Annotated in this window: 24 protein-coding genes and 1 riboswitch; of the genes, 8 read left to right on the forward strand and 16 right to left on the reverse strand. The window is 60.7% G+C overall.

The genetic code is table 11. The features are described from left to right. Positions 1 to 26: 26 nt before the first annotated feature. Positions 27 to 1,028, forward strand: a complete 1,002-nt coding sequence (locus tag P0D52_RS11255; protein WP_394692749.1) for a YdiY family protein — start codon at positions 27 to 29, stop codon at positions 1,026 to 1,028. Here the strand turns inward: P0D52_RS11255 and P0D52_RS11260 are convergent. Both P0D52_RS11260 and P0D52_RS11265 read right to left on the reverse strand, forming a co-directional pair. Next, a complete protein-coding gene (locus P0D52_RS11260) occupies positions 1,025 to 1,669 on the reverse strand; it encodes a lysoplasmalogenase (RefSeq protein WP_394692750.1) in 645 nt (214 codons plus the stop codon). The genes P0D52_RS11255 and P0D52_RS11260 overlap by 4 nt on opposite strands. A 2-nt stretch (positions 1,670 to 1,671) precedes the next feature. After that, entirely contained in the window at positions 1,672 to 3,372 is a 1,701-nt protein-coding gene (locus P0D52_RS11265) for a trypsin-like serine peptidase (protein ID WP_394692751.1), read from the reverse strand. Positions 3,373 to 3,563: 191 nt separating this feature from the next. Here P0D52_RS11265 and P0D52_RS11270 point away from each other — a divergent pair, with 191 nt between their 5' ends. Further along, entirely contained in the window at positions 3,564 to 4,022 is a 459-nt protein-coding gene (locus P0D52_RS11270) for a hypothetical protein (RefSeq protein WP_394692752.1), read from the forward strand. On the opposite strand, the gene P0D52_RS11275 is transcribed toward P0D52_RS11270, so the two are convergent. Genes P0D52_RS11275 through P0D52_RS11290 form a run of 4 tightly spaced genes read right to left on the reverse strand, consistent with a single transcriptional unit; the run spans position 4,019 to position 6,814 of the window. Then, positions 4,019 to 4,831, reverse strand: coding sequence for a PhzF family phenazine biosynthesis protein (locus tag P0D52_RS11275; protein WP_394692753.1), 813 nt, complete (start codon positions 4,829 to 4,831; stop codon positions 4,019 to 4,021). The genes P0D52_RS11270 and P0D52_RS11275 overlap by 4 nt on opposite strands. Then, the gene (locus P0D52_RS11280) at positions 4,828 to 5,328 is read right to left on the reverse strand and encodes a DUF1254 domain-containing protein (RefSeq protein WP_394692754.1); all 501 of its coding nucleotides are present in this window, start codon (positions 5,326 to 5,328) and stop codon (positions 4,828 to 4,830) included. The genes P0D52_RS11275 and P0D52_RS11280 overlap by 4 nt, the downstream gene beginning before the upstream one ends. Next, positions 5,325 to 5,939, reverse strand: coding sequence for a DUF1214 domain-containing protein (locus tag P0D52_RS11285; RefSeq protein WP_394692755.1), 615 nt, complete (start codon positions 5,937 to 5,939; stop codon positions 5,325 to 5,327). Before P0D52_RS11285 ends, P0D52_RS11280 begins: the two co-directional genes overlap by 4 nt. Continuing rightward, positions 5,927 to 6,814, reverse strand: coding sequence for a thioredoxin family protein (locus P0D52_RS11290; protein WP_394692756.1), 888 nt, complete (start codon positions 6,812 to 6,814; stop codon positions 5,927 to 5,929). Before P0D52_RS11290 ends, P0D52_RS11285 begins: the two co-directional genes overlap by 13 nt. Positions 6,815 to 6,942: 128 nt before the next feature. On the opposite strand from P0D52_RS11290, the gene P0D52_RS11295 reads away from it, so the two are divergent. Next, on the forward strand, positions 6,943 to 7,761 hold the full coding sequence (locus P0D52_RS11295) for a class I SAM-dependent methyltransferase (RefSeq protein WP_394692757.1): 819 nt from the start codon (positions 6,943 to 6,945) through the stop codon (positions 7,759 to 7,761). On the opposite strand, the gene P0D52_RS11300 is transcribed toward P0D52_RS11295, so the two are convergent. After that, complete coding sequence (locus tag P0D52_RS11300; RefSeq protein WP_394692758.1) at positions 7,752 to 8,414, reverse strand: glutathione S-transferase family protein; 663 nt, start codon at positions 8,412 to 8,414, stop codon at positions 7,752 to 7,754. The two genes, P0D52_RS11295 and P0D52_RS11300, sit on opposite strands and share 10 nt — an antisense overlap. A gap of 305 nt (positions 8,415 to 8,719) precedes the next feature. Here P0D52_RS11300 and P0D52_RS11305 point away from each other — a divergent pair, with 305 nt between their 5' ends. After that, positions 8,720 to 8,863: a hypothetical protein gene (locus P0D52_RS11305; RefSeq protein WP_170108313.1), complete on the forward strand. Its 144-nt coding sequence runs from the start codon at positions 8,720 to 8,722 to the stop codon at positions 8,861 to 8,863. Positions 8,864 to 8,990: 127 nt separating this feature from the next. Further along, positions 8,991 to 9,305 (forward strand): YkgJ family cysteine cluster protein, encoded by a 315-nt coding sequence (locus P0D52_RS11310; RefSeq protein ID WP_394692759.1) that lies wholly within the window; start codon positions 8,991 to 8,993, stop codon positions 9,303 to 9,305. A gap of 554 nt (positions 9,306 to 9,859) precedes the next feature. On the opposite strand, the gene thiC is transcribed toward P0D52_RS11310, so the two are convergent. The 5 genes from thiC to P0D52_RS11335 form a co-directional block, all read right to left on the reverse strand. Continuing rightward, the gene (gene thiC / locus P0D52_RS11315) at positions 9,860 to 11,797 is read right to left on the reverse strand and encodes a phosphomethylpyrimidine synthase ThiC (protein ID WP_394692760.1); all 1,938 of its coding nucleotides are present in this window, start codon (positions 11,795 to 11,797) and stop codon (positions 9,860 to 9,862) included. Positions 11,798 to 11,805: 8 nt separating this feature from the next. Beyond that, the gene (locus P0D52_RS11320) at positions 11,806 to 12,372 is read right to left on the reverse strand and encodes a hypothetical protein (RefSeq protein ID WP_394692761.1); all 567 of its coding nucleotides are present in this window, start codon (positions 12,370 to 12,372) and stop codon (positions 11,806 to 11,808) included. A gap of 25 nt (positions 12,373 to 12,397) precedes the next feature. Next, positions 12,398 to 12,850 carry a hypothetical protein gene (locus P0D52_RS11325; RefSeq protein ID WP_394692762.1) on the reverse strand — a complete coding sequence of 151 codons (453 nt, stop codon included), beginning with the start codon at positions 12,848 to 12,850 and terminating at the stop codon, positions 12,398 to 12,400. Continuing rightward, positions 12,847 to 13,455, reverse strand: coding sequence for a hypothetical protein (locus P0D52_RS11330; RefSeq protein ID WP_394692763.1), 609 nt, complete (start codon positions 13,453 to 13,455; stop codon positions 12,847 to 12,849). The genes P0D52_RS11325 and P0D52_RS11330 overlap by 4 nt, the downstream gene beginning before the upstream one ends. Then, positions 13,452 to 13,817: an MmcQ/YjbR family DNA-binding protein gene (locus P0D52_RS11335; RefSeq protein WP_394692764.1), complete on the reverse strand. Its 366-nt coding sequence runs from the start codon at positions 13,815 to 13,817 to the stop codon at positions 13,452 to 13,454. The genes P0D52_RS11330 and P0D52_RS11335 overlap by 4 nt, the downstream gene beginning before the upstream one ends. Continuing rightward, positions 13,816 to 13,918: riboswitch (TPP riboswitch) on the reverse strand. (Overlaps the previous gene by 2 nt.) Positions 13,919 to 13,999: 81 nt before the next feature. Between P0D52_RS11335 and P0D52_RS11340 the strand changes: the two genes are divergently transcribed. Beyond that, a complete protein-coding gene (locus tag P0D52_RS11340; protein WP_394692765.1) occupies positions 14,000 to 15,109 on the forward strand; it encodes an acyltransferase family protein in 1,110 nt (369 codons plus the stop codon). Here the strand turns inward: P0D52_RS11340 and P0D52_RS11345 are convergent. The 3 genes from P0D52_RS11345 to P0D52_RS11355 form a co-directional block, all read right to left on the reverse strand. Beyond that, positions 15,093 to 15,602 carry a hypothetical protein gene (locus tag P0D52_RS11345; protein WP_394692766.1) on the reverse strand — a complete coding sequence of 170 codons (510 nt, stop codon included), beginning with the start codon at positions 15,600 to 15,602 and terminating at the stop codon, positions 15,093 to 15,095. The two genes, P0D52_RS11340 and P0D52_RS11345, sit on opposite strands and share 17 nt — an antisense overlap. A gap of 55 nt (positions 15,603 to 15,657) precedes the next feature. Then, positions 15,658 to 17,178, reverse strand: a complete 1,521-nt coding sequence (locus P0D52_RS11350) for a serine hydrolase domain-containing protein (RefSeq protein WP_394692767.1) — start codon at positions 17,176 to 17,178, stop codon at positions 15,658 to 15,660. A 76-nt stretch (positions 17,179 to 17,254) separates the two neighbouring features. Next, on the reverse strand, positions 17,255 to 18,001 hold the full coding sequence (locus P0D52_RS11355; protein ID WP_394692768.1) for a helix-turn-helix domain-containing protein: 747 nt from the start codon (positions 17,999 to 18,001) through the stop codon (positions 17,255 to 17,257). A 163-nt stretch (positions 18,002 to 18,164) separates the two neighbouring features. Here P0D52_RS11355 and P0D52_RS11360 point away from each other — a divergent pair, with 163 nt between their 5' ends. Then, a complete protein-coding gene (locus tag P0D52_RS11360) occupies positions 18,165 to 19,580 on the forward strand; it encodes a pyridoxal phosphate-dependent decarboxylase family protein (RefSeq protein WP_394692769.1) in 1,416 nt (471 codons plus the stop codon). On the opposite strand, the gene P0D52_RS11365 is transcribed toward P0D52_RS11360, so the two are convergent. After that, positions 19,577 to 20,866 carry an adenylosuccinate synthase gene (locus P0D52_RS11365; protein ID WP_394692770.1) on the reverse strand — a complete coding sequence of 430 codons (1,290 nt, stop codon included), beginning with the start codon at positions 20,864 to 20,866 and terminating at the stop codon, positions 19,577 to 19,579. The two genes, P0D52_RS11360 and P0D52_RS11365, sit on opposite strands and share 4 nt — an antisense overlap. 108 nt (positions 20,867 to 20,974) lie before the next feature. Here P0D52_RS11365 and P0D52_RS11370 point away from each other — a divergent pair, with 108 nt between their 5' ends. Further along, positions 20,975 to 21,517, forward strand: a complete 543-nt coding sequence (locus P0D52_RS11370; protein WP_394692771.1) for a hypothetical protein — start codon at positions 20,975 to 20,977, stop codon at positions 21,515 to 21,517. Positions 21,518 to 21,538: the final 21 nt, after the last annotated feature.

The following is a 21,538-nucleotide window of genomic DNA, read 5'->3' on the forward strand; positions in this document are numbered from 1 at the left end:
GTTCCATTATTCATGGAGCAGGACCTATGTGTTTGCGCATCTCTCTCATCCTTTTGCCGCTTGTCTTCGCGGCTCCGGCTTTCGGTCAGGAATTGTCCGCGGACTATCGGCGCTTGCTGGCCGAAGCGGCCCAGACCCAGGATGATGCAGGGTTTGCAGAAACGGTGGACCTGATCGCGCGCGTCGCACCTGGCGGAGCGCCATCGGTGCTGAATGCGCTCGCCGGGATTGCGCCCGACCGGCTGAGTCTTGCTGAAAATCGCTTCCTGGCGGCAGATGTCGGCGTGCCCAATCAGCTCGTTGATCTGCCGGAATCCGCAGAGGCACCGCTCGCCGAACCGGACGACATTGCCGAGCCCGCCGATGATGGCTTTCTGTTCCTGCCGCCGCTTTCGGGCTGGTCGGGGCGCCTGTCCGCCGGCTTGCGCGTGGATAGCGGCAATTCCGATCAGCAGGATTATTCGCTCGGTCTCGGCATTTCGCGCGATCTGGCTGAGTGGGGTTTTGAAGCCGATATCGACTATGCCTATTCGGAATCCGGAGGCGTCGCCTCACGCGATCAGCTGTCCATCGATGCCCGTGGAGAACGCGATATCGGCAATCGTTTCTCGGTTTTTCTTGGCGGCGAATATGACCAGGATCAGCTTTCCAGCTATGACTTCACAGCGTTTCTGAGCGCCGGCCTCGCCTATCGTCCAGACCTGCCGGAGAATATGGACTGGGTGCTGCGCGCCGGCCCCGGTGTCCGCTATGTGTCGCCAATTGCCGGACCAGAGGAAAGCCAGTTCGCGCTGGATCTGGGGTCGGACTATGAATGGCAAATCACCGAAACCAGCCGCTTTGCCTCTGAAACCACGGTGCTGATCGCTGAATCCTCACGCGCCGAACAGAAGTTCGCTTTCATTACAGCCCTCAGCGAAGCCTGGGCGGTCGAGGCTTCCTGGCGGTATCGCCACGAGTTCGAACCGCTGCCTGGCTTTGAAGAAGGCGATTCCCGTTTCGATACTTCGGTCGTGCGGGAATTCTAGGGGCGTTCCCGTATCAGTCCCAGCGTCAGGCAGAATTGCGCGGCGACATAGCTGATCCAGACGGCCGGTCCACGCCATGCGGGATCATAATCCTTGAACAGGTCCAGCGCGATCAGGCTGTCGGATGCGACAAACAGCAAGGCCCCGATCACGGCCAGCCATCTGGCTTTCGACAAGCAAGCGATGATCGCCATGACCATGATGATGCCGTTGTAAATCGTCGCAGGGACACGCAGTTCACCCATGCCCGGCTGCAGCCAGATCAGGATCGCGACGCCAAACACGGCGAGAAGGCCGGCCATCGCATAGCCCATACCGCCCCGCATGCCCCGAAGACGCAGGACGCGCAGAAATATCCATGCATAGAGGATATGGGCCAGACCAAAGGATGCGATTCCGAGCGTCATCCGTGACGGCCCCAGCGCCAGCATCGCATCACCAATCGCGGACAGCGCCAGCGCCATGGCCAGCAGATAAGCATTCCTGCGGGCCGCATAGACCGCCAGCAGAAGAATGCCGGACGCTTTCAGTGCCACCGTACCCGGATATTCGACCGGCAGACCCCATCCTGCCATCAGATAGCTGAAAGCGAGAAGGGCCGACAGGCCGAGCAGAATATATCCGGAACGGCTCTCTGACATGACTAACGATCCTCCGCCTTGCCCGTCACTGGCGCGTCAGGGTCCTGCCCTTCGCCCGGTTTTCCGGGTCCGCGTGGCCGCGGGCTGCCCTCTCCGATCTCGCCGGATGCGAACGCCTCATAAAAGGGCACCCAGGCGTCCGAGCGGGTGGCGATATTGCGCGTCGGGCCCGCTTCGCTTTCACCGTACCGGGAGTCCGTCGCGATGATATAGAACTGCCCGTCGCGTTCGGTAAATAGCGGAGAGCCGGAATCTCCCTGAACCGTATCGCACTGGTGGGCCATCGTGTTGTTTTCATAAACGGTCTCCACCACACAGCCGATATTGCCGGACAGATTGTCTCCGGTGTCATAGCTGTAACCGGCCTGGTAGAGGATGGCTTCAGAGTAAGCCTGCAAGGGTGCGGGCAACGCTTCCGGTTCAGCAGCTGCGGGCGGCGTCTTGCCGCCATTTGCGGCCGCGTCTTCTACGGCTGCGGTATCGGTCGAAAGGGTTTCATCGGAGCCATTCAGGAAGAGATATGCGCCAGCGATCAGCGTCGCCAATCCCAATAGGGCCAATATCACCCGCACCGCCTTATTGCCGACAGCCATTCCGATCACAAAGATCAAAAGCCCTGCTGCCATAAGGACGAGCGGAAAATTTGCCTGCACCCAGCCCGTGGTTGCAAATGCTGGGGTTTCGGCGGCGTCCTGTTCCGAAGCGCCGTCATCAGCATCGGCAACGGCCTGCGCGGCCACCTGGAACAGGCCGACCGTTTCCAATGTCGGTGCTTGTCCGGCGTGCCAGATATCGGCCTCATAAGAAGCAATGCCGATCCAGCCCAGCTGATCGCCGAGACGATCGTTGATCCGCAGAAGTGCCCAGTCATGCGAACCGCTATCGCCTGCCGTCGATGTCCCACTGCGAGTTTGCTCGGGTGGCAGATAATAATCGATGATCTGGCTTGTGGGCGTATCACCCTCGAGCATCGCCCCGGTTTCAAATTCTCCACGCGCATCAATCCGGCCATCATGCAGGATGCAATGTGCCGCCGTGATCAGAATATCGGGACCGATCAGGGTGGCCGTACACGCTCCGCCCTGATCCATCCTGATCTGGCCGATCACGGCCCACGGGAACACCGAAGTATCCATGGACATCCGATCATCATTCCCGAAATGATGCCCTTGCAACGTCATCGGGCGTTCGCGGCCCAGGCAATCCGCCCGGTCCGTTCGCGGCTCACAGCTTCCATCCCCGCCAAGCGCTTCTTCCTGGCAAATACCGTCGAAGGCCGTTGTGCAACTGTCCGTCTGGAACCGGAGGAAGGCCACATCGGCACAATCGGTTTGATCGGTCCCCTGGACACAAGCCCCGGTTCCCAGGCTGGGCTCATCACATTCGCCATCATTGGCCCACTGGCAGCTATCGTCTTCCGCCCCCGTCAGAATGCGCCAGCAATCAGAATGATCGGTGTTTATTTCACAGGCCCCAGTGCCATAACGCGGATCATCGCATTCATTATCATTGGCCCAACGGCAACTATCATCGCCTTGAAAGTCTTCAGGTATATCGGTTGCCGGCGTCATTCCCGGCTTATCCTGCACAATGCGCAGCCACAGACCGATATCGTGGGCCGACAGCGGGCCTTCATCTTCGACCGCCAGGGCACCCGGCGTCAAAATCGACAGCGCCAAAATAATTGCTGAAAAAACTCGCATGCTTTGCCCCCAAGCCCAGTCCCTGTTGCCGACAAATCTAGCTGCAGAAAACGGGCCGGTCCATGATGGCATGCCGCCATGTTGAGGTAGCGCCGCTTCCCGTCTCTTACCTGAACCCGCTGTTCAAATTCGATACAGGTTCGTTTTGTTACCTCGTTTCCAGCGTCAGGGACGTCGCATTTGGAGGCTTGATGATGAAAAGCTTTGCAAAAATTCTTTCCGCTGCGGGATTTCTTTCATTGGCAGCGTTCGCTGCGCCGGCCGCGAATGCGGGCGTCTGGCATCTGGATGCCCGTTCGTGTCCGGACCTGCGCGAAGACCGGCGCGATGCGCGCTATAATGAAGGCCGATTTGATCGCCGCGAAGACCGACGTGACATGCGCGTAATCGATTGCCCCCCACGGTCCTGGACATATGTCGCTGACCGGTATGAACGGCGCAACGGCATCCAGCGCGGATCCGGCGGACGCCGCGGCACGCCGGGCATCGTCTATACCAACGGCTATAATCAGTTCTATCGCATCGCCCGGAATGGCCGATACGTGCCGATCCAGATCGTTGTGAACAATCGAGGTGGTGGCCACTATAATCGTCCGCATCGTGGTAGCGGTTACGGCTACGGTCCGCGCCCCCGCCGTCACAACTATTAGAGCCTTATCTCTCCTTCGAGATAGCAGTTGGCGCGTCCCGTTAGTATGACGCGATCTCCAACCGGCTCGACCTCCAACGCCCCAGGCCGCGGTCCGATTTGACGGGCTGACAGTCTGGGGCGTCCCAGCTTTTCGCTCCAGAATGGCGCCAGAGTGCAATGTGCTGATCCTGTGACCGGGTCTTCGGCGACACCCGAGGCCGGCGCAAAAAAGCGGGATACAAAATCCACACTCTGGCCGCGTGCCGTCACAATGACATTGGTGAATGCGCTTTTGAGAAGACTTTGATCCGGCTTCATATTGGCCACGATCGCTTCGTCGGCAAAGACCATCATCTGATAGTCGGCACCATGAACGCGATTTACATTGACCGTCTCTATCGGCTCACCGACCCCCAACGCTTCGATAACGATCGGATCGGGGTTTGCCGGCGAATATGGCACGGCCGGGAGGTCCATCGCAAAGCGATCCGCCGATACCCGCGCAACCGTCAATTCACCCGACTTGGTCGCGAAAATGGCCTTGTTTCCGGTCACCATTGATTTTTCGAAAAGATAGGCGCCAGAAGCAATGGTGGCATGCCCACATAGCGCCACTTCGACGGTAGGCGTAAACCAGCGCAAATCCCAATGATCATCCCCCTGATCAACCAGAAAAGCGGTTTCAGACAGATTATTGGACGCCGCGATACCAAGCATGACGTCATCCGCAGGAAATGCCTCCAGCAGGCAGACCCCCGCAGGATTTCCGGTGAACGGAGCCGTACCGTCGGAAAAGGCGTGCATTTCTGCGTAGGGAATGTGTGTCATGTGGGCTCCATGGCTTCACAACTATCATCCTGGCGCCGGATGCTATCGGCGCGCGCCAGAGCATCTCCATTTGTGACCAGCCGGCGAATAATGGCGATACCGCGAGGGCTCCCAAGGTCAATATCGGCACCCGCGCCATCGCTAACGGAGAGGATGATGTCACCGTCGGTCTGCGTCTCGTTGACCGCCGCCACATTGTCAGTATTGCCAGAGAATAATGACAGGGACATGTAGCCGCCCCAATCGGCCGCCCTGATTTGCACCGGCCCATCGGACAGATTCAACAGGCAAACAGAATAGAGCAAATCAGGCGAAGGCCGGACAACCCGGCGGCTAGTTTCATCGGTTGGCGGGACATGCACGATCGTGTTTGGCGTCGCTCCGACGGTCTCCAACCGCGACATGGCGGTGTTCATGGCGAGGCGGGGCAAATACCAGAGCGTTGCTGCATGCACGCTCGCGGCCAACAGCACAAAGGCAAGCAGGTGGCGGATCACGACGCCATCTCCCCCTGGCAACCCAGCCGAATGATACGGGGCGTTACGAGCGCATTCCCGGGCGTTTCGAGTATGGCCTCGCTGGCATTATAGAGCCGATAAATCAGGTCAAAGCGACCGGCATTCCGGCTTGAAATCCAGAAAGAACCGTCGGCAGGGTCTGTCGATTGAATGACAGCGCGCCACATCCCGTCCGAGTCGATTACGGCCCGCGTCATGTCGATCGAATGCGCATCGTCCTCGTTCTGCGCCAGAAAGTAGTCATCGGCATACAGAGTGACCGACCACCAGCGCGCATCCGGAACTTCGCCCTCGATCACATAGGCGCAGTGATCGAGAAGCGGCTGCCCCTCGTCGTCAACTGCGCGCAGGTAATAGGTTGCCTCCTCGCGGCGCAAACCCAGCAGGCCGCGGCGCGCCACATAGGCCCGCGTATAAGGGTCTGCGGCCGGAGAGCCGATCGCCGGATCGCTGGTCCAGTTGTTGATATTGATCGAGCGAAACAGACCGGGTGGATTCAGGGGTGTCCAGCCGCCCAGCCAGACCGCCGAGCCAATGCCGGTCAGAACAGCGAGCACAAGTGTGACTCCCCAGCGGGTCAGAGCGCCCATCCGTCATCCTCCCAGGGAAACAGCACGGCGCCGTAATCGGGGAAATCGAGCGCGATATCGGGCGAATTGGCGTCGAGTTCCGCCGCAAGCTGTGGCGTCAGGTCCGAACCGAGCTCGAACAGGGCATCGCGGACGCGCTCGCGAGCCTCTGAGTAGAGTGCATTGCGGTCCTCTCGCATTCTACCTCTGTGCCGATCAATATTATTTTCAACTGAGTGGTAGAGTTCGACGATACGGGTTGCTTCCTCGTCATTACCGGCGAGGGCAAACTCGTCATCCAGTGTGGCCCGCCATTCCTGAAGCATTACATAGGCATTCGACAGCCGGGCGCCCTCCCGGTTTTCCCAGTCTTCGATCTGCCCGACCAATGCCGCATAGGTTTGCGAGTTCTCTACAACGCCGCCGCCCGGGACCGAGTATGCAAAGCGCCGGAAGTAATTCACGACGTCCTGATGATCACGCGAAAATGCGGTATGCCAGCTATGCATTGTGCCCCGGTTCACTAGCCCGAGATCAGGATCAATGATCAGTACGGTGGGGGTGCCGTAAATCGTTGGCACGCCGAATTCCCGCGCAATATCGAGATTGCGATGGCGCCACCCAACGTCGATGTGAACAACCTCATAATTCTCGGAGAGGATTTGCTGCATGTCGGCTTGGGAAAAATGATCCACCAGACCATGGCTGTCATGACACCAGTCCGCGCCGAATACCAGGATTATGCGAGTCGCATTGTCGACGGCTCTCGCCAGGGCGGCATCGACGTCTGCACGCGCATCTGCGGCTTCGTTAAACGGGTTTGTTTCGCCATCGAAAGCGCGCACTGGCGCGGCCAGAACCAACAAACACAGAGCTGCAAGCCATAAACGATACATCTCGTCTCCCGGAAGTCTGTTTACCTCAGACCATAAAACGATTTGCGTTCCCGGATGTCGAGAGAGGGGCTGCGCACTGGTCAGAGTATTCGCGGCGGGCTAGGCTTCCGGTCGGGGAAGGGGAAGTCGTGACAATTGAGCTCAGGCCGGTTGACCGGGCCTGTCCGAGTTGTGGTGCTGATGCGCCACGTGATCTCGGACTGGGCCGCAGCCCGTGGACGATCGGGGCGTGTTCGCCTTGCGGTTTTGCGTATCTGACTGCGGCCGCATCCTATTCGGATCTGTCGGATTATTATTCTTGGGACAAGGCCATCCTCATCGAGGCGAAGCGGCGCAAGTCGGCCCAGCCCCTGGTGCAATGGCTGGATCAGAAAACCCGCTGGCGGCTTCATCTATTTCCGCGGCCGGAAACGCGGACTTTCCTTGAGGCCCTGGTGCCGGGCGGAAAGGTCGTTGATATTGGCTGCGGCAGTGGCAAACAGGGCCTCGCTCTGCCGGACGATTACACGCCGTTTGGCGTCGAGATTTCCCGCACGCTGGCCGAGCAAGCCCATGCGGCCTTTGCGGAGCGGGGCGGGGCTTGCCAGCACGCTCCTTCGGCGGGCGGTCTGGGCAAGTTTGAAGCGGATACGTTCGACGGGGCGATGCTGAATTCCTATCTGGAGTACGAAGCCGAGCCCCTGCCCGTGCTGAGGGCTTTGCACCGTGTGTTGAAACCGACCGGTGTGGCGGTGGTGAAAGTGCCGAATTTTGCCTCCTGGAATGCGGCGGTGATGAAGCGGAACTGGTGCGGTATCCGCCTGCCGGATCACGTCAATTACTTCACCCCGGATTCGCTTCGGGAGATGGCGGAATCGGCCGGTTTTACCGTGGAGTTTCCGAAGCTGACCAATCTGCCGACCAATGACAATTTCTGGGCCTTCCTGCGGCCGGCGGCTCAGGCGTAATCGTAGGGGCCGCCCTTTGACAGCGCCGCCTGATAGGCCGGGCGCGCGTGAATGCGCTTCAGGAAATCGCCGATGGCCGGAGTGTTTTCAACGCCCGCGCGGGCGGCCACGCCTTCCAGCGGAAAGCTCATCATGATGTCGGCGAGGGTCATCTTGTCTCCGGCAAACCATCCGGTCTTAGACACTTCACCCTCCCAATAGGCGACGTGCTGGGCGACGCGCGGATCGACGAAGGTTTTCAGCGCCTTGTCGGCGACACCTTTCACCAGAGGCCGCAGGAGCGCATTCGCGCCCAGTGGCAGGCGGGTAAAGATCAGCTTCAGGAGGAGCGGGTTCATCGCCGAGCCTTCGGCATAATGCAGCCAGTAGGTCACGGCGCGGGCCTGCGGGCTGCCGGGCTCGACCGCCAGATCGCCGAGGCCATGGGCGTCGCGGATATATTCCAGGATGGCACCGGTTTCGGCGACGATGATTCCATCTTCCTCGATGACCGGAGATTTTCCCAGGGGATGGATTTTATAGAGATCCGGCGATCCTGCCATCGTTTTGGGGTCGCGCTCATAGCGTTTCACCTCATAGGGCAGGCCCAGTTCCTCGAGCAGCCAGAGCACGCGTTGGGAGCGGGAATTTGCGAGGTGATGAACGATAATCATGAGCGTTTCCTGAGTTCGGCTTCAATTCTGATCTAGCGGGCGGATTCCGGAATGCGAGGGTTTCGGACAGTCCCGGGCGGCGAAATTTTCTGTAGGAGGGTTTTTGTCTCCTACTACTACTACAACTCCTCCTTCGTTTTGCAGCCGGGGCGCGGCCGGGCGAAACGCGCAGAGTCTAACGCCCGCCCCGCCCTAGCGGATAATTTCCGGATACGGCGCATGCGACACGTGATAGATTGACATCCGCATCGGCAACGGGCCGGCGCACAGCGGAAGGCGCTTGGCCTTCCTGAAGGGTTCATCCCATGGCCAAAGGCCAACAAAAGCAGGGCCGCGAGGCGAAAAAGCCGAAAGCGGAAAAGAATATCAAGAAGAAGCACAATGCCTCCGAACCTTCCCAGAAAACGGGTCAGGTCGGCGGGCTGGAGCATATGAAAAACCGCAAATAGACGTGCGCCCTTCCGGGCTGTTCATCGGCCCGGAAATCCCTCTTGCCGGACCGCTGAAGACGCCCTATCTGCCCGCTGCCGCGGGCCGATGCGGGCGGCCGCATCCGCGCGGTGGATGTCTATTCCCATGTCCAGTGCGGCGTATGATTGCGTCACTTGCGGGGCGTGCTGCTTCAGCCGCAATCCGCGCTATCTTGTTCTATTGCCCGACGATGCCGGGCGCGCTTTGCCCCCGGATTCGCTGTTCGAAGAGGGCGGACGGACCTTTGTCGATTTTTCCTGCGGGCATTGCACGCATCTGACGCTGGACAGCGGACAGGCGCTCTGCGGCGTCTATGAAAACCGCCCGGAAGCCTGCCGCGCCTTCCGCGCGGGCAGTTTCGAATGCCAGCGCGCGATAAGGGCCAATGGCGTGATGGGGGAAAGGGTGCGGGCGGCGTAGCGTTTCAATCAGACCGTCATCACCCGGTTTATCCGGGTGATCTCAATCTTCAGGAGATGCCCCGGACCCGCGCCAGCGCGGCCGGGGCATGACGTTGATGGAAGTTTGCAATCGGCGCGGCGGTGACGCTGCGTCCCCTCTCCTCTCTTATAGGGGAGAGGGGGAGAAAACGGATCAACGATCCGGTTTGGAGGGTGAGGGGTTGATTTCCATTTAGCTCTTCGAACAACGCAATCGATTCGAAAAACCGGGGTGCCCGGACTTGACCCGGGCATCCATCAATCACGAAAAGATGGACCCTCTTGCCCCCCGCTTTCGCGAGGGCAGGCCAGCCCGAGGGACCCGGAATTCTATTTTTTTTTGTGATGGAGCTGGATTCCCCCCCACCCCACCCCCCCCCACAAAGGGGGAGGGGAAAGTTGTGCCAATTGGTCAAGATCGTCATTCCGGGGCGCGCCGCAGGTGCGAACCCGGAACCCATTCCGTAGCGTCGATGGTCTGGCATGGGTCCCGGATCGGGCTATCGCCCGTCCGGGATAACGGGAGGGTTTGGGTTAGTCGCCCTTGTCCTCACTCAGATAAATCTCGCCGCCCTTCTCGGTGAATTCGCGCGCCTTTTCCGCCATGCCCTGTTCGATGTCGGTTGGCGTGATGTCCGATCCTTCGAGGCTCGCATTCGCTCGCACCTCAGGATGAGGTGGGGTGGAAGCATCGACGTCATTCGGCGCCCTGGCGCTGCCGAATTCGTCGCGGATTTCCTGGGTGATCTTCATCGAGCAGAATTTCGGCCCGCACATGGAGCAGAAATGGGCGACCTTGTGCGCTTCCTTAGGCAGGGTCTGATCGTGGAAATCGCGGGCGGTGTCGGGGTCGAGCGACAGGTTGAACTGGTCTTCCCAGCGGAATTCGAAGCGGGCGCGTGACAGGGCATCATCGCGCAGGCGCGCCGCCGGATGCCCCTTGGCCAGATCAGACGCATGGGCGGCAATCTTGTAGGTGACCACGCCGACCTTCACATCATCGCGGTCGGGCAGGCCCAGATGCTCTTTCGGCGTCACATAGCAAAGCATGGCGCAGCCGAACCAGCCGATCATCGCCGCGCCGATCCCAGACGTGATGTGGTCATAGCCCGGCGCGATATCGGTGGTGAGCGGGCCGAGCGTGTAAAACGGCGCCTCGCCACAGGTTTCAAGCTGCTTGTCCATATTGGCCTTGATCTTGTGCATGGGAACATGGCCCGGGCCTTCGATCATCACCTGACAGCCATGATCCCAGGCGACTTTCGTCAGCTCGCCCAGCGTCTCCAGCTCGGCAAACTGGGCGCGGTCGTTCGCATCCGCTGTCGAGCCGGGGCGCAGGCCGTCCCCCAGCGAGAAGGAGACATCATAGGCGCGCATGATGTCGCAAATCTCGTCAAAGCGCTCATACAGGAAGCTCTCCTTGTGGTGGGCCAGGCACCATTTCGCCATGATGGACCCGCCGCGCGAGACAATGCCCGTCACCCGGTCCGCCGTCAGCGGCACATAGGCGAGGCGCACCCCGGCGTGGATGGTGAAATAGTCCACCCCCTGCTCGGCCTGTTCGATCAGCGTGTCGGCGAAAATGTCAAAGGTCAGGTCCTCGGCGACGCCGCCGACTTTTTCCAGCGCCTGATAGATCGGCACGGTGCCGATGGGCACAGGGCTGTTGCGCAATATCCATTCGCGGGTGTTGTGGATGTTCTTGCCGGTGGAGAGATCCATCACCGTGTCCCCGCCCCAGCGGATGGCCCAGACCATCTTGTCCACCTCTTCCTCGACCGAGGAGGCGACGGCGGAATTGCCGATATTGGCGTTGATCTTCACCAGGAAATTGCGGCCGATCACCATCGGCTCCAGCTCCGGGTGGTTGATGTTGGCGGGAATGATGGCGCGGCCAAGGGCGATCTCGTCGCGGACAAATTCCGGCGTGACAAATTCCGGCACGGACGCGCCAAAGCTCTCGCCATCGGCGAGGTTTTTCGCGGCATCGGGCAGAGCGTGTGTGCGGCCGAGATTTTCGCGCTCGGCGGCGTAGATCATCTCGTCGGTGATGATGCCGGCGCGGGCGAATTCGAACTGGGTGACCGGGGCAGAGCCCGTGGCTTTCAGCGGCTTGTGCCGGACCGGAAAGGCGCGGGCGAGATATTTGCCGGTGGCCCCGCCATTATCCAGCGGGGTGGGCTCGCGGCCCTCATGCGCCTCAACCCCGCCGCGCGCCATGATGCGCTCGGTGCGCCAGCGCGGCAGGCCCGCCTCGACGTCGATGGTCGCGTCCGGGTCTGAATAGGGTCCGGACGTGTCATAGACGCGGACCGGCGGCTCCATCGCGGTCGGGTGCAGCTCGATCTCGCGGTGCGGCACGGACAGGTGCGGCGCGGCCTTCGGATGTGAATAGACCCGCGATGAACCCGGCAACGGCCCGGTGGTGACTTTCGGCGTCTCGAAGGCGTTCTGGCTGGTGGGCTTGTTCATTGGGAGTCCTAATCAAACAGGTTTTCGTGGATCAGCGCTTCGACCTCGACCGGGCGCTCGATATTGTGGAATTTGTCCATCGGGGCATTCATCGTCGCAAGGATGGCGACCCATCCGAAATCCGGTCCCTGACGGAACTTCAACGTTCCGGTCCCGGCGTCGCCGCTGCGAAGGATGGCAGATATCCGCCCTTTCATCTTCGAATTGAAGCGGCGTTTGGACCGCCCGCTGCAAACAATGATCCGTTGGTTGGTGACGGCATAGAGCTGGCGCGATGGCGTAGTCAAAACAGCAAAAAAGTGAGCAAAAAGGGCGAGCGCCAAGGCCATCATGATCAACGGAAAAATCAGGTATGGCAGCGGCAAAGTGTACAGGCCTTCTGTTCCGAGCGAAGGCCCTCTCACGCCGCCGGGAACAAGAGCCCCCACCAGCCAAAAGGCGATGAACAGGGTGTGGAACAGAAACCGGCTGTCGATGGATCCCGGTTTGGGACGGCCTGCCCAGAGCAGTTTTTCGTCTTCTCGCAAATCCGATTCGAAGACTTGCCGCAATTCCGGGTCCGCGAGATCACTCATGGTCTTTGATCCAGTTCGCCTGCCATCAGCCCTGCACCGCCCAGCGGACATTGGGGCTGAGCAGGGTGAGGCTGTTATCGTCATTCACGCGCACCTGGAGCCGGTACATGGCCGTGACATCGCGGCGCTCCTCCTCGTCGGCTTCGGGATTGGGCGCGGTCAGGGTGAGCGTGCAGTCATAGCTGGCGGGCTCGTCCTGCGGCGTGCAGTCGGAATCGGCGGTGATGCCCTCGCGCAATTCGGGCACATACCAGTAGACCAGCGCGGTGTCCGGCGCCGGCTCTCCCGTCGTCCAGTCGGAGGGGATGATCGTGTCGGCGTTGGCCAACAAAGTCGCGTGCAGGGCGGCGGGGGTCAGCGCTTCTGAATCGGCCCGCACCTCGTCGAGCAGGTTTTCACTTGCGGCCTCCGGTTCGATCGCCGGGCTGCAAGCGGCGAGGATAAAAATACCCGCAATTGTTAGGGCTTGGCGTTTCACTGCAATCGCTCCTCTTTTGGCGTATTCGGGAAAAACAGGCCGTCGGCATCAACGGGCATTAATGTCTCCAACAGAAGCTTCTCGACCTCCGGGCCGTCGGGGATTGCGCGCAGCAGAATCGCGACCGGATAAGTCACCAAGTCGTCGTCACCTTCGAAGTCCGGCGCTAGAACAACATAGACGTCATATCTCTTACCAACGGCGACGCAGTCTACCCCAGCGACGAAGCCTCTCATTATGCTGGTTCTGCGCCAGTTCGACCGGCTGATGCAGATGAGGCGGCGATCTGTCAGCCCGTAGTATTCCTCGTCCAAGGCAGGTGTCCCGGGGTTCACCATGGTGATGAACGAGGCCAGCAGAATAATCGCAGACATGACAACGCCTATTCCCAGCAGTATCGCCAAAAAACCTTCAATCGGCGAAGACAGCCCCCACGTGGCCAGCAATACTGTCGCGGTGCCTGCGGCTGCGCACATGCCAAACGCTTTCAGACGATCCTTTGCCTTGGTGGGTCGGGGAGAATTTGCCCAATCGGGTTGGCCAGACCAGAGCAATTCCTCGTCTTTGACCATCACATTCCGGATGACGGTTTCAGCCTCGCTCATGCCAGCAGCCCCAATTCGCGTTGCAGCTTCTTGGTGAGACCCGTGCCAACGATGCGATAGCTCTCGGCGAGATAATCTTTCAGATCATCATCCGAGAGGGTCTCCTCACCCGTGCGCTGGATCCATTTCATCCCGCGCGAGGCGAGATAGGGCGCGGGGCGGCAGCCGGGTTGTTCGGACAGGATTTCAAAGGAAGTGGCCGAGGTCTTGAACGAGACGCAGAACGCGGCCTCATCCTCATTCCAGCCGCCGACGGTGAAGACCTTGCCGCCGATCTTCCAGACCGAGGCATTGCCCCATTGCACCACATGGGTGGTGTGGGCCAGCGACCCGCAATACTCGTCGAATTCCTCACGCGTCATCGCGTCTCTACTCCATCCCGCCGCCGGCATGATCCGGATCCGGTTGTTAAGGGTAAAGTCTCAGCCCGCGCAGAATCGCCTGGGCACCCCCTGGAAGCCCTCACCCTCGCAGAGACGTTCGACGGGAGCAAGGGCGTGGCCCGTTTCTTGCGGTTAAAGTCTGGTTGGAGCGGAGGCGCGAGATGGGCGTTTCAAACTGGACCGGTTTTCTGTTTGCAGGCAGGCACGGACGGCTTGAAGACCGTGCCAATAACTTCACCGCCATCCGGACGGCTTTCGCCTTCCTGGTGCTGGCGGGCCATGCCATCATGCTGCCCATCGGCCTGCCGATATATGGCGAGTTCGCTGTCTTCGTTGATAATTCGGTGCAGTTTGCACTCGACGGCTTCTTCATCCTGTCCGGCTATATGATCGCCGCCAGCCTGATGCGCTCGCGCGATCTGACCCAATTCGCCCTGGCGCGGATGTTCCGGATTTTCCCCGGCCTGATCGCCGCGATGCTGATCCTCTGGCTGGCCGTGGGGCCGCTGTTTACCGCCTTGCCGCTGACGGAATACTGGAGCCAGAGCCAGACCCTGCTCTTTCCCTTCCTGATCGTCGGACAAGGCGATCCGCAAGCCAGCCTTCCGGGTGTGTTTGCCACCCATCCCCTGACCGAAATGAACGGCCCGTTGTGGACGATCCGGTTCGAGCTTCTGGCCTATCTGGGGGCCGGGATCATGGCCGCGATCGGCCTGTTTCGGAATAAATGGGGCGTCCTGGCCCTGTTTGCCGGCGCCGCGCTCTTGTCGGATGTGGAGATGGCCTGGCCCTATGCCGGCATTGGCGATGACACGCTATTTTATGGTGCCCGCTTTGGCGGGGCCTTCCTGACGGGTGCGGTGCTGTATGCATGGCGCGACCATATCCCGCTCGCCCCCGGCTGGGCGGTCATGCTGATCGCCGCCGCCTTCCTACTGCGCGAGACCCCCGCCTCGATGATCTCCGGCCAGATCGCCATGGCCTATGCCACGCTGTGGGCGGGCTATCTGATGATCCCCGGCAAGGCCGGTAAAGCCATTCGCGAAGTCGAGGATATATCCTACGGCGTCTATATCCTGCACTGGCCCATCGGCCAGATGACGCTGGCATTGTTTCCGGGCGCGGGTGCCGCTTTCCTGTTTGCTGTCATGGTGCCCACGGCCACAATCGGTGGCTGGCTGATGCGCGTGGCGTTCGAAAAGCCGGCGCTGGCGTGGAAATACCGATTGCGGCGCAAGGCACGCGCCTACACCGCTATTCCGGCGGGGTAATCCGGCGCGCCCGCGCGCGTACCGAGGCCGCTTTATCATCGAGACCGGCGGCATGGGCTGCCTTTGCCCGGTCTGAAAAGCGGGCGAATTGCCCGGCGATCCGGCAGAGCGCGTCCATTGCCCATGCCCGCACGAAGGGGCGTGGCGATTTCATGCACTGCCCGGCCCAGCCCGCCAGGGCGTCAGCGTCCTCATCCATCACCTGCCAGTGCGACAGGCTTTGCAGAATGTGGAGACTGGCCGACCATTCGCTCAGCCGGACCGCTGCCCTGGCCAGCCGTGTGCTTTGCGGCGGGGTCAGCGTCTCGCCTCTTTCCAGTGCCGACTTGAGAAGCCAGCTGGCGCCGGAGGGGATCATCGCAGCGTCATCCGCCAGCAGATCAATCAGCGCATCGATATAGGCCGGGTCTTCGCCGAAACGCTTTTCAGCTTCGCCCAACAGGGTGATCGAGCGCCCGTCAAATGGCTCGATAGCCGAGCGTAAAGCCTGCACCGCGTCTCTCCCTATAAGCGACGCGGCGCAGTCTAGCACGCGGCGGGCGTCCGGTTTACTGCCGGATGAAGGTCTCGTCATTCCAGGTAAAGGAGACGATGCCTCCGGCCTCATCGCGCTGGAAATCGAACCGGTCCGCGCCGTCAAACGGGTCCTCACCCGTTCCACCGAACAGATCCGGACGGGCGGGGCGAAGCTGATTGACGTAATCGCCCAGCGCAAAGACCAGTCCGTCGCCATCGACGCTGATCATGGCCGGGGCCGGGATGCTGGCGGAGACATATTCGCCGGCATAGCGCGCAAGCTCGTCACCGTCCGGGGCCCAGTTCCAGCCTTCCCAGTATTCTTCTGCATTGCGTTCGGCGATGGCATTCTGGCGGAAGTCCAGCAGGCGCGCCGTGCGCTCCTGATAGAAGTTGCGGCGCAATTCCACCATCTGTTCCGCATTCCCGTCATCGGCCAGGAATTGCAGGAACATGCGCACGGCGGTCTGGGTCCACCAGCCGGTCATGTTGTCGGAATTGCCGAAAGCCGCAATGCCGAAACCGGCATCCGGCGAGAACGCCATCATGGTGCGCGCGCCGGTATAGCCGCCGCCATGGATATGGACTTCAAAGCCCTGAAATTCGCAGATATTCCAGCCCAGAGAATAGCCCGAACACGCCATCTCATAGGCATTGCGGCCATCTTCCATGCCAGTCTCGACATAGGAGGTCTGGGCCGTCGTCACCATGCTGCCGGTGATGCCTGCCTCGGGCGCTTCACCGCGCAATTGCAGTTGCAGCCAGGTGATCATGTCGTCCGGCGACGTCACCAGACCGCCTGCCGATTGCATCATCCCGTCTGTCTTGGGTGTGATCTCCGCCCAGCCGAGCTCCTCGCCCTGCCAGATATGGCTCCATGACAATTCATCCAGCGCGAAATCAGAGGTGCGCGCCGAGGTGTGGTCCATGCCCATCGGATCGAAGAGGACCTCGTCCAGCCAGTCCTGCCAGGACCGGCCCGTGGCGTTCTCGAGGATGGCCGCATAGACGTTATAGCCGAGATTGTCATACTGGAATCCGGCCTCGCGCGGTTCGGAATACTGGCTGATCAGATCGGCATAATCCGCCGGATCAACGCGCATGACATAGGCTTCCAGGAAGGTGATGGTGCCATTCTCGAACGGCACCTGATGGCTGAGCAAATCCCGCAGCGTAAACTCGGCCGCATTCAGATTGTCCGGCCATTCGGCCCCCGGCAACCAGGTGTCAATCGGCGTGTCGAGAGGCAGAATTCCGCGTTCATCCAGCGCCGCGGCGACGAGGCCCATATAGGCCTTGGTCTGGGACGCGATATAGATCGGCGTGTCGCCGGTCAGTGGCGCACCACTTGCCGCATTCCTTAGCCCTTCGACGCGATTGATCAGCACATCGTCTTCCGTCACGACGACGACGGCAAAACCCGGTCCGACGACATCGGAGAACTGATCGAGATAGGCATTCATCCGTTCGGTTGCGGATGACAGGTCCTGAGCGAGGGCGGATGGCGCCAGCGCCATGGCTGCGGCGCAGGCGAATAGAAAGCGATGTTTCACGGGACGAGCCTCCGAATGACTGATGATGCCGTCATCCTTCACCCTTCTGAAACGGCCGTATTGAACGGATTTCACCTCAAGCGGCCAGAATCCGGCTCAATCGTTGCGGGGTTAGCCCGGTTTCGCGCTTGATGATGCGGGTCATATGGCTCTGATCGGAAAATCCTGCTGCCGCAGCGGCCTGAGCGGCGGATTCTCCCCGGGCCAATTCCTGAACCGCATGGCTCATCCGGCAGCGCAGCCCATAGAGGCTGGGCGGTGCGCCGAACCATTTGCGGAACCCCCGGGACAAATGTCCGCGATGGATTCCAAATCCGGCTGCCGCCCGGTCGAGGTCAATGCACTCATTTGTCCGCAGCTGATCACGGAGCTGGCGCGCCCAGACCGGTGGCGGACCGGCAGGCGAGTCAGCCGCTGCCGCCGCTGCAATCAGGTCGGTGGCCGCATTGCGCAATTCGGCGGCAGTCAGTGCCTCACCCACAATCTGCCGGGTCAACCTCACTTCGTCCGTTTCGGCCGGACGCCAGTTCCAGGCCCGGTCTGTCTCACGTCTTTCCGATTCGAAATTCACCGAAAGGATCAGGGCCCCGGCCGGACCATAGTGATTGGCATGATCAAGACCCGATGCCTTGAAACCGATATGGGCGGTGGCAATGTCGGCCGTCCGCGCATCTGACATTTCCCGGAATCCGCCCGCCAGCAACACGGAAATCTGCTCATGCTCATGGGCATGGGCGGACATGGCCTCTCCCGGCTCGTACCAGCTGAGACGGAGCGTCAGATCCGGGTCCGACAACAGGGTTTTGGCGCGGCGATGGGTCATTTGCCCTCACTTTCATCAAAGTGATGCCGACAGGGCCGCTGCCGGATGATTAAATTACCGACAGAATTGACGTTTCACACTTCACAAGATCGCCATCGCGATTGCCCGTTTCGCCGATATGCCGCACTTTCCGCCAAAATCATCCGGGATCAGGTCAACCTCCATGAATTTCGACGACTTCCGCGCTCAGGCACACCGCTTTTCCGACTGGATGACCGATTATCTGGAAACGGTCGAAGACCGTCCGGTCCGTTCCCAAGTCCGCCCGGGTGATCTGTTGAAACAATTGCCGGAAACCGCACCGGCGCATTCCGAATCCATGGATGCCATCTTCTCGGATTTCGAATCCCTCATCATGCCCGGCGTCACCCACTGGCAGCACCCCAGCTTCTTTGCCTATTTCAATGCCAATTCCAGCCCGCCATCGGTTCTTGCGGAGATGCTCACCGCCACGCTCGGCGCGCAATGCATGTTGTGGGAGACCACGCCGGCGGCCAATGAGCTGGAAACCCGGATGATGGAATGGCTGCGGGACATGTCGGGCCTGCCCGAGACATTTGTCGGCACGATCCAGGATTCCGGTTCCGCGTCCAATCTCTGCGCCCTGATCGCCGGGCGGGAGCGCGCGACAAAACGTCAGGCCGCGCATGGCGGCCTGTCCGGCGCCCGTCCGCTCATCGTCTATGCCTCGGCAGAGGCCCACTCATCGGTCGAAAAGGCGGCCCGGATTTGCGGCATCGGGTCGGACAATGTGCGCAAGATGACACCGGGACCCGATTATGCCCTGCAACCGGCGGAGCTCGAGGCCGTGATCAAGGCGGATCGCGCCGCCGGTCTGGAACCTGCCTGCGTGGTAGCCTGCCTCGGGGCGACGGGACTGGGTTCGGTGGACCCGATCCGCGCCATTGGCGAGATTTGCCAGCGCGAGAACGTCTTCTTCCACATTGACGGAGCCTGGGCGGGCGCGGCGATGATCCTGCCGGAAGAGCGCCACTGGATGGACGGGATCGAGCTCGCCGATTCCTATGTCTTCAATCCGCACAAATGGCTGTTCACGAATTTCGATTGCTCCGCCTTCTACATGCGCCATCCGGCCGAGCTGGTGGACGCGCTGGCCATCTCGCCCGCCTATCTGGAATCACCGGATGGCGAGCAGATGCCGGAATATCGCGACTGGAGCGTGGCGCTGGCCAGGCGTTTCCGAGCGTTGAAGCTGTGGTTCGTCATCCGCAGTTATGGCGCGGATGGTCTGCGGGCGATGGTGCGCAAGCATATCGACATGGCGAAATGGCTGGAGGCGGAAATTGCCGCAACGCCGGGCTTCGAGATCATGGCACCGCGCCGATTTGCCTTGACGATCTTCCGCTACAATCCCGGCGGACTGGAAGATGCCGCGCTGGATGATCTCAATAATCGTCTGGTCCGGGCGATCAATGATAGCGGCCGGCTCTATGTGACCAAGACCACGGCAAATGGCCGGATTGTGCTGCGCATGGTGACCGGCCAGATCTATACCGAGCCACGCCATGTCGAGGCGGGCTGGAAAGCCATTCAGGAGATTGCCGCAGGACTGGACTAACCCCGGAAGGGGTCAGTCACGAGGATCACATCCTCGCGCTCCGGGCTGGTCGAGAGCATGGCGACCGGCACGCCGATCAGCTCCTCGACGCGGCGGACATATTTCACGGCAGCGGCGGGAAGCTGGCCCCATTCGCGGGCGCCGAAAGTGGAGTCCGACCAACCTTCGATGGTCTCGTAGACCGGCTTGGCGCGGGCCTGTAGACCGCGCTCTGGCGGCAGGCGATCATAGCGTTCGCCGTCAATTTCATAGGCGATGCAGATTTTCAATTCATCAAAGCCATCCAGCACGTCCAGCTTGGTGAGGACCACACCGTCCAGTCCGCCAACGGTTACCGCCTGACGCACGAGCACGGCATCGAACCAGCCACAGCGGCGCTGGCGGCCCGTGACGACACCGAATTCATGACCCTTCTCGCCCAGCTTCTGGCCGATCGCGTCCTTCAGCTCGGTAGGGAATGGCCCCTCGCCGACACGCGTTGTGTAGGCCTTGACGATGCCAAGCCCATACCCCGCGCTCTTCGGTCCGACGCCGGTGCCGGCGGAAGCCTGTCCGGCGACCGTGTTGGAGGATGTCACATAGGGATAGGTGCCGTGGTCCACATCCAGCATGGCGCCCTGAGCCCCTTCAAACAGGATTTTCTTGTCCTCGCGGATTGCCTGATCGAGATCGCGCCAGACCGGCGCCATGTGCGGCAGGATCACAGGCGCAATCTCTTCCAGCGCGCTCACCAGTTCGGCAGCGTCAAATTCGCTCTGGCCGAGGCCTCGGCGGATCGCATTATGATGGTGCAGCAGGTCTTTCACCTTGGCCGGCAAGGAGGCGGGATCGGCCAGATCGCAGACCCGGATGGAGCGGCGGCCGACCTTGTCTTCATAGGCCGGGCCAATGCCGCGGCGGGTTGTGCCAATCGCCATGCCGTCATCGCGATTTTCGCGCAGCGCATCGAGCTCGCGGTGGACGGGGAGAATCAGGCTGGCGGTTTCGGAAATCCTGACGAGATCCGGAGTGATGTTTACACCCTGATCTTCCAGCCGCTTCTTCTCGTCGCGGAAGGCCCAGGGATCAACGACCACGCCATTGCCGATGACAGAGAGTTTGCCGCGCACAACGCCGGACGGGAAAAGCGAGAGCTTGTAAACGGCCTCGCCGACCACCAGTGTGTGCCCGGCATTATGGCCGCCCTGGAAACGGGCCACGACATCCGCGCGATGCGAGAGCCAGTCGACAATCTTGCCCTTGCCTTCATCTCCCCATTGCGCGCCGACGACGGTCACATTGGCCATTCACATTTCTCCACATATGTCGAATTGTCTCACGGTAATGTGAGACGCCAAGCGCGGTCTATCAGCCTAGTCTTCGTTCTGGAAGCCTGCTTTACGGAAGGGGAGATCATGTTACGCAAGCTGATAATACTGGCCAGCCTTCTGGCCCTTTATCCCGCGGCCGCTACCGCCCAGACCCCGCCACCCGGATGTGATGCCATGGACAACCGAACCGATTTCGATTTCTGGGTGGGTGAGTGGAATGTGTACGGGCCCGATGGCCGTCTCGGCGGCACCAATTCCATCCGGAAGACGCAAGGCGGCTGCCTGATCGAGGAACACTGGTCGGGCGCCAGCGGCTCTTCGGGTTTTTCGATGAATTATTATGATCCGCTGCAGGACGCCTGGCGCCAGGTCTGGATGAGCGCGGGCGCATATATCGATTACACCGGCGGATTGAACGCGGATGGCGCCATGTTCCTTGAAGGTGAAATATTCTATCACCAGAATGGCAATCGCGCGCCATTTCGTGGCCTATGGACGCCAAATGACGATGGAAGCGTGACACAGCATTTCACACAGTATAATGCTGAAACCGAAAGTTGGGATGTCTGGTTTACGGGCCGCTATGTCCGTCAGGAAGACGATCCGAACACGCATTCCGGGGAGTAGGACTCCCGGTCCCTTTGTCTG

Source organism: Hyphobacterium sp. (genome assembly GCF_043584775.1).
GTDB lineage: Bacteria > Pseudomonadota > Alphaproteobacteria > Caulobacterales > Maricaulaceae > Hyphobacterium.